The sequence below is a fragment of the Okeania sp. SIO2F4 genome, assembly GCF_010672385.1.
Taxonomy (GTDB): Bacteria; Cyanobacteriota; Cyanobacteriia; order Cyanobacteriales; family Microcoleaceae; genus Trichodesmium.
This window is the reverse complement of the sequence record NZ_JAAHGT010000449.1, coordinates 1-7,618: the sequence shown is the minus strand read 5'-3', so window position 1 is coordinate 7,618 and position 7,618 is coordinate 1. Positions and strand designations below refer to the sequence as shown.

The window sequence follows — 7,618 nt, the reverse complement described above, 5'->3', positions numbered from 1 at the left end:
TCTCTAATAAGCAGAAGGGGCGAACGGCCGTTTTGCCAGCGCATAGCTCCACTTTTCATGTTGCGCAGCAAAACGGCTCTCACCAACATGAAACGCCACTACACTGAACCTTAATCGCTAATTCGCAATTCAAATATCTACAACACTACATCAATTAAAGGACGAAAATTATGTCTGTAAATACAACAACATTTGACATCTTTGAAACTTTGACTAATGGTAAACAGATTGCTCAATCTTTACTAACAGACTTAGCTCAAAATCAGGAAAAATTGAAATCTATTGTAGAAATAGCTTTCGGTTCTGATATTAATACTCAAAAACTAGAGAATCTTCAGCAAAAATGGTTAGCTCAGGATTTTTCCAATCTTCCTGAAGTAGAAATTCGTTCTTCTAGTGAAATAGATGGTGCAAATGGAGCTTTTTCTGGAGATACAAATCGAATTTATATTGCTGAGGAATTTCTCGTTGCAAATGAGATGAATTTAGAAGCGATCGCTGATGTTTTTCTAGAAGAAATTGGGCATTTTGTTGATAGTCAAATTAATACTTCAGATTCGCCTGGAGATGAAGGAAAAATTTTTGCCTCCGCTGTTAAAGGTGAGACTCTAGGAACAGAAAAATTATCACTTTTGCAGACAGAGAATGATCGTGCAACTGTAAACATGGAAAACCAATTAATTCATATAGAAAAATCCGATCCAGGAGTGATTTTAGATGAAAAAGGACGAGGGACAAAGTTTAAATTAGACAATATACCTATTTTTACCACCGATCCTGAAAAAGATTCAGATAAAGATGGTTTGAATGATGAATGGGAAAATATTGCTGTTCAGTCACTAAAACCTACATTACTCTTCACTGAAGACGAGGATCAATTCAAACACCCAGAACATCAATTGGCTTTATTTACCAGGGTGAGTCCTGTTGAAGTGGAGAATGCACAAGGGGAAACACGAACTTACATAACATTTCTGAACAAAGTTGCTTTTACCATAGATTATGGCACTCCCAATTTGGGTATAGGAGGTCATAATGGAGATGTTTCTAACTTTCAAACTGCATGGCAAGTTATTGATGATTTTACTATCGAACTAGATCGATTGTGGACAAGTGGTCATGTAGGCACTTTGCGCAGCCATAGTGACTACTCTATAGGTGTGGATGGCCCTGAATCATCAGATAGTTTTCTGGGGGAGGCAGAAGGCCCATCTATAGAATTTGCAGACAACGGTTCAATTAATATCTACATAGAGGAAGATAAGCACTCAAACTGGTCTTCTATTATCAAACAGTCAATGGAAGATGGCTCTTATCCTGTTGATGATGATATTGCTGTTCGTCCCGATACGTATAACGTAGGAGAACCTTGGCATCATCCTAATTCAGAGTTTACCAATGATATTGGACACTTGTTTGATAATGAAAGCATTTGGACAGACTCAGATGGTAGGTTTTGCGGTGGTCTTGAGTGTGATAATGCGAAAACTGGACGTCGGCTCGGACGTTTTTTCGGTAGTCTTGTGGGTTCAGTAGCTGGTGGTATGTTATTGGGACCTCTTGGAGCTATCGGAGGAGGCATTGGTGCAGGTATTGGTGGAGGTCGAATAGGCAAAAAAATTGATGGTGTTTCCCCTAATTATTTAGGATCTGGTTTTACTGATGCATTGATCGATGAGCGGTTCCCAAATAGTACAAAAGCAGGAGGAGATTTCTATCGCTTACCACCAGGTACTGAGTTATTTGAACCATTTATGTTCAGCATTGATCGGGTTATGACTCTTGATGGTGATGGCCTTGATGGACGTTTAATAAAACATAGAGGACATTTATTTCCAAGAGTTTGGTTTGACAATTATCCCGAAGGAGATCCCATAACTAAATCACAAGTTCAGGAAAAATCTAGTCAAAAAGGCAAAGGTATTATTCCCAAAGAGTACGGCAAAGACTGGGATTTTCACTACACCATTACTGACTCAACCATTGATATAGCAATTGAGATTTGGGATGATGATAAACCTTTTAAGGGAGGAAAGGACGATAAAGGCGATATTAATCCCTATTCAGCCGAAGGTTTCAAGTATGATGACACAAAGACTTTATTCCTCCAATACAACTATCCAGACAATGCACTCTATGCCTTTGGTATTCCAGGAGTCCCTCTAAAACAAGATGGTACGCCATCAGAAACAGGGGTGCCAGAAGCATGGCAACCAGAAAGCAATGGTCAATATTACTTCCAAGGCGAAACCAAGGATAATGGTGAGCCTAAAACCGATCAAGTGGGGATTTGGTTATCCATTGAAGCTCCGTCATTCCATGAAGTCCAATCAGATGGAACACTTGAACCCAATTCTCTCAGAGATCGTATTGCTGGTTCTGATGATAACGAAACTACTGCAATTCGACACATTAGTGGTCAAGCTGGCAGTGAGGTTGTTGAGCTTGAATCCAATGGAACAAAGGAACAATATGGTCCAGGAACATCACAAGGCTCATTTGCTCGAATTCAAAGATTTGCTGGAGATGGCAACGACACAATAATCTTAGACGGCGTTTCCACTTCTGCTTATCTTGGTGGTGGAGACGGGGACGATAGCATCGAAATTAATAATTCCCCTGTTGGTACTACCCATAGCTCTGTTATTGATGGAGGTACTGGGAAAGACACTCTGAAAGGAGGATCGGGAAACGATCATATTGATGGAGGCGATGGAGACGATGAACTTCATGGTCGTTCTGGTGAAGATGTTATTGTTGGTCGTAACGGCAATGACTACATTGATGCTGGTTTAGGGAATGATATTGCCAGTGGTGGCACAGGTTTTGATACTATTTTTACTGGTGATGGAGAAGATCTTATCGCTGCTGGCAGTGATAGTGACTATGCCGATGGTGGTAATGGGAACGATTTAATTTTGGGAGACTCGTCAGTTGATCTAGACAATGAAGTAACTTTTGCTATCGTTGAAGAGGAGTCAGGAGATACCCTTTTAGGAGGATTGGGCAAAGATACCATTCTTGGTGAATGGGGAGATGATCAAATCTATGGTAATGATGGAGTTGATTTGCTTTATGGCGGTATTGGTAATGATATAGTCGATGGTGGTAGTGGTGATGACATAATTGAAGGTAACGAGGGTGATGATACTCTTCTCGGTGATGGAGATAATTTAGTTCAAGGTAATGAGAATGATAACGAGCTTGCTATTGTAGCAAAAGGGAAATCTCTAGATATAATATCTGAAACTGAGGGTGAAGCTGATAACGACCTCCTCAAAGGAGAACAAGGTAACGACTTCATCGACGGTGGAGACGAAAACGATACAGTCACTTATGATAACTCACCCAATGGAGTAGTAGTCAATATCGACGAACAACAAGACTACGAAAACCCAGGCGGCTATCAACACACAACCATTGTCACCGAAAAACCCATCCCCACCGATACCGAACCTGACTTTACCATCGAAAAAGGCACAGCTCAAGACGGTTTTGGAACAACAGATATTCTCACCAACCTAGAAAATATCATCGGTTCAGAATTCAATGACGTTCTCATCGGCAACGAAAAAGATAACAAAATTGAAGGTCTGGCAGGCGATGACATAATGGTAGGCAACGCCGGAGACGACCAACTAGACGGAGGCAACGACAACGACACCGCCTCCTATCGCCGAGACCCAGACAAAGTAAACGTCAACCTCGAACAAAACCAAGCCAACGATGGCTTCGGAGGTACAGACGAAATCTTAAACACAGAAAACGTCATCGGTTCCGACTTCGACGACACCATTACAGGCGACGAAGTAGACAACATTATCCACAGCGGAAAAGGAAACGACATCATAGAAGCACGCGATGGAGAAGACATCATCTTCGGCGAATCAGGAACAGACGACATCAAAGGCGAAGACGGAAACGACTTCATCGTAGGAGGCAAAGACCCAGACAAACTAGACGGAGGCAACGACAACGACACCGCCTCCTACTTCACCTCCGAAAGTCGAGTCCACGTCAGCCTATTTGACGGCAAAGGTTGGGCAGGAGACGCCAAAAAAGACACCCTCACCAACATCGAAAACCTCGAAGGTTCAGAATACGAAGACCTACTCATTGGCGACGCACAAAACAACATCCTCAGCGGTTTAGGAGGAGACGACCTACTCAAAGCCAAAAGGGGAAACGACCTCATAGATGGAGGAGAAGGAGAAGACCGCCTCTACGGTCAAGACGGCAACGACACCTTAGAAGGTCAAGCAGGTAACGACCTCCTCAAAGGTGGCAAAGACCACGACCAACTAGACGGAGGAGAAGGCAACGACAACCTCCACGGTCAAACAGGTAAAGACACCCTAGAAGGAGGAGAAGGCAACGACAACCTCAAAGGAGGAGCAGGAGACGATGAATTAGACGGCCAAGCAGGCAACGACAACCTTGAAGGAGAAATTGGCGACGACAACCTCAAAGGAGGAGAAGGCAACGACCAACTAGATGGTGGAGATGGAGACGACAACCTCCAAGGAGAAGCAGGAGACGACCAACTCTATGGTATGGGAGGTCAAGACAACCTTGATGGAGGAAGCGATGACGACCTCCTAGAAGGACGATCGGGCAACGACCAACTAGAAGGAGGAGACGGCAACGACCGCATCTATGGCAACCAAGGTAACGATAACCTCTCTGGAGGAGACGGCAACGACCTCCTCAAAGGAGGTTTAGACAAAGACACCCTTGATGGTGGAGCTGGAAACGACGAACTATTCGGGCAAATAGACAAAGACCTACTCAAAGGAGGGGAAGGCAACGACAACCTCTGGGGAGGAGGCAACAGCGATCGCCTTTATGGAGAAGAAGGAAACGACTACCTCAATGGTGAAGCAGGAAACGACACACTTGAAGGAAATGAAGGCAATGACCGCCTCTATGGAGAAGATGGAGATGACGAAATCAAAGGAAACACAGGTCGTGACTACCTAGACGGAGGTAAAGGCAACGACGAACTTCAAGGCAATGAAGACAACGACCGCATTTATGGTCGCGAAGGAGACGACATCCTAGAAGGGGGAACAGGTCAAGACATACTAGACGGTGGAGCAGACGACGACTTCATCTATGGAGAAGAAGGAGGCGATCGCCTAAACGGAGGAGAAGGAGAAGACTACCTAGACGGAGGAGAAGGAAGCGATCGCCTTAAAGGAGAAGAAGGAGACGACCATTTGTTAGGTCAGTCTGGTCGAGACTACCTAAATGGAGGAGAAGGAGAAGACATACTCGAAGGAGGTGATGATGCAGACTTATTATTAGGCAAAGAAGGAGATGACTACCTAGAAGGAGGAAAAGGCGACGACGAATTAGATGGTGGAGCAGACGAAGACCAACTTTACGGTCAAGAAGGTAACGATACTCAGACAGGAGGTGCAGGTAACGACTATCTAGAAGGTGGTGAGGGTGATGACGAATTAGCAGGTGGTGAAGGAAACGACCAACTCTATGGTCAAGAAGGCAAAGACATCCTTTCTGGAGAAGACGGTAACGATAACCTTTATGGAGGGGATGAGGATGACCAACTAGAGGGAGGTACAGGTAACGACTTACTTTCTGGAGAGGAAGGTAATGATACTTTAGATGCAGGAGATGGTGATGACAACCTCGAAGGTGGTGCAGGTGATGATGAACTTACAGCAGGAAAAGGGGAAGACCAACTCTACGGTGAAGGAGGTAATGATACTTTAGATAGTGGGGAAGGTCACGACTATATTGAAGGTGGTGAAGGTGATGATGAAATTACAGCAGGTGAAGGTGATGACCAAGCTTACGGAGGTACAGGAAACGATAATATTAATGGTAATGGAGGCAATGACTTACTTGATGGTGAAGAGGGTGATGATGTAATTGAGGGTGAAGATGGAGATGATTACATTATTGGTGGTGAAGGTGATGATGAGTTAAGTGCAGGTGCTGGTAATGACCTATTAGAAGGTGGTGATGGTAACGACTCCTTACATGGAAATGAGGGTGATAATATTCTTGAAGGTGGTGCAGGTGATGATGAGTTACATGGAGGCAGTGGTAGCGATACATTTGTATTGCAGCAAGGAGCAGGTTTTGATTCGGTTTATAATTTCCAGGTGGATGATGATTTCTTTGAGTTAATAGATTTGACTTTTGAAGATTTGGAAATTACTGAGGAAGTAGAGTCGAGTGACAATGCTGTGATTAGTGTTTTGGATAGTGGGGAACAACTTGCTTTTGTAGAGGGTGTAAAAGTCGATGAGTTGACTGGTTTTCATTTCTTCCCGTTTGGTGGTGATGAGCTAGAGTCGGAAACAGAAACTGCTCTAGATGCTGAAACTGATGAAACTGTGGCAGAGTCGGAGGATATTGCTTCTGAGTCGGAAACTGATGAGTCTGATGAAACTGTGGTAGAAGAGGATGATATTACTTCTGAGTCTGAGTCTCAGGAAACTGATGAAACAGTAGTAGAAGAGGAAGATATTACTTCTGAGTCTGAGTCTCAGGAAACTGATGAGTCTGATGAAACTGTCGCAGAAGGGGATGATATTACTTCTGATTCTGAATCTCCAGAAACTGATGAAACAGTAGTAGAAGAGGAAGATATTACTTCTGATTCTGAGTCTCCAGAAACTGATGAAACTGTGGTAGAAGAGGAAACTGATGATTCAGATAATTCTATTACAGAAGAGGAAGATGTTACTTCCGAATCTCCAGAAACTGATGATGAAACTGTCGCAGAGTCCGAAGATATTACTTCTGATACTGAATCTCCAGAAACTGATGAGTCGGATAATTCTGTAGCAGAATTAGAAGCGATCGCTTCCAACTCACCCAAGGAGAAAGAAACTGATATTATAACTGGTGAAGAGGTATCCACAGAAACAGAAGACGAACTGCTTAATAGTGTGTCGGAGTCACCCTTGGACAATACAGATGAGTTTCTACTTGCTGGAGATGGAGATAATTTAGCTTCTATCCCTGAAATTGAAGTTAAAGAGTTAACTACATCTGATAATAATATTGAGGATAATATCACAACAGGTTCAAGCACCATTGAAACTGCTGATAATGATAGTCAAGATCCAGTTTTAGCAGCCATAGATACGAATGAGGCACTGATTTAACTCCCCCGGCGGGAAGTCCCGCGCTCTCCCGTTTTGCTAGCGCATAACTTCGCACTTCGGCTGTCGCCGACATGAAAGGCTCAGCAAGTGCGGCAGCTATTAGGGGAGCGTCTGGATGGGAAAGCCGGGCGTTATATGTGTTGTTCGCCGGGGATTTTCTCTTGATCTACTATAGCCATTGACAATTACAAATACAGTCACTATTATATTCTATAAATTGTTATAAACACAGGGGGAGGACATCACCTCTGTCAAAACAGCGGTCAGGGTTTCTCTGGCTGAATAATCCCGCGCTGTCACGCAAGTGCAGCGTCGGGAGTATGTCAATTGATATCCTCTGAAAGTAAGCTGGGCAAATCTTTGCCCACCCTACTAGCTCGTCTAGCTTTAAAATGTGGGTAAGTTTCACTATCCCGGAAGACCTCTCCCCCGACCCCTCTCCTGCAAGGATAAAGGTGAAATGCTCCCCCTTCCCA

At 43.8% G+C, this 7,618-nt stretch carries 1 protein-coding gene; it reads left to right on the top strand.

The window, feature by feature from the left end:
- Window positions 1-170: 170 nt before the first annotated feature.
- Window positions 171-7,142 carry a hypothetical protein gene (locus F6K22_RS24330; protein WP_293103867.1) on the top strand — a complete coding sequence of 2,324 codons (6,972 nt, stop codon included), beginning with the start codon at window positions 171-173 and terminating at the stop codon, window positions 7,140-7,142.
- Window positions 7,143-7,618: the final 476 nt, after the last annotated feature.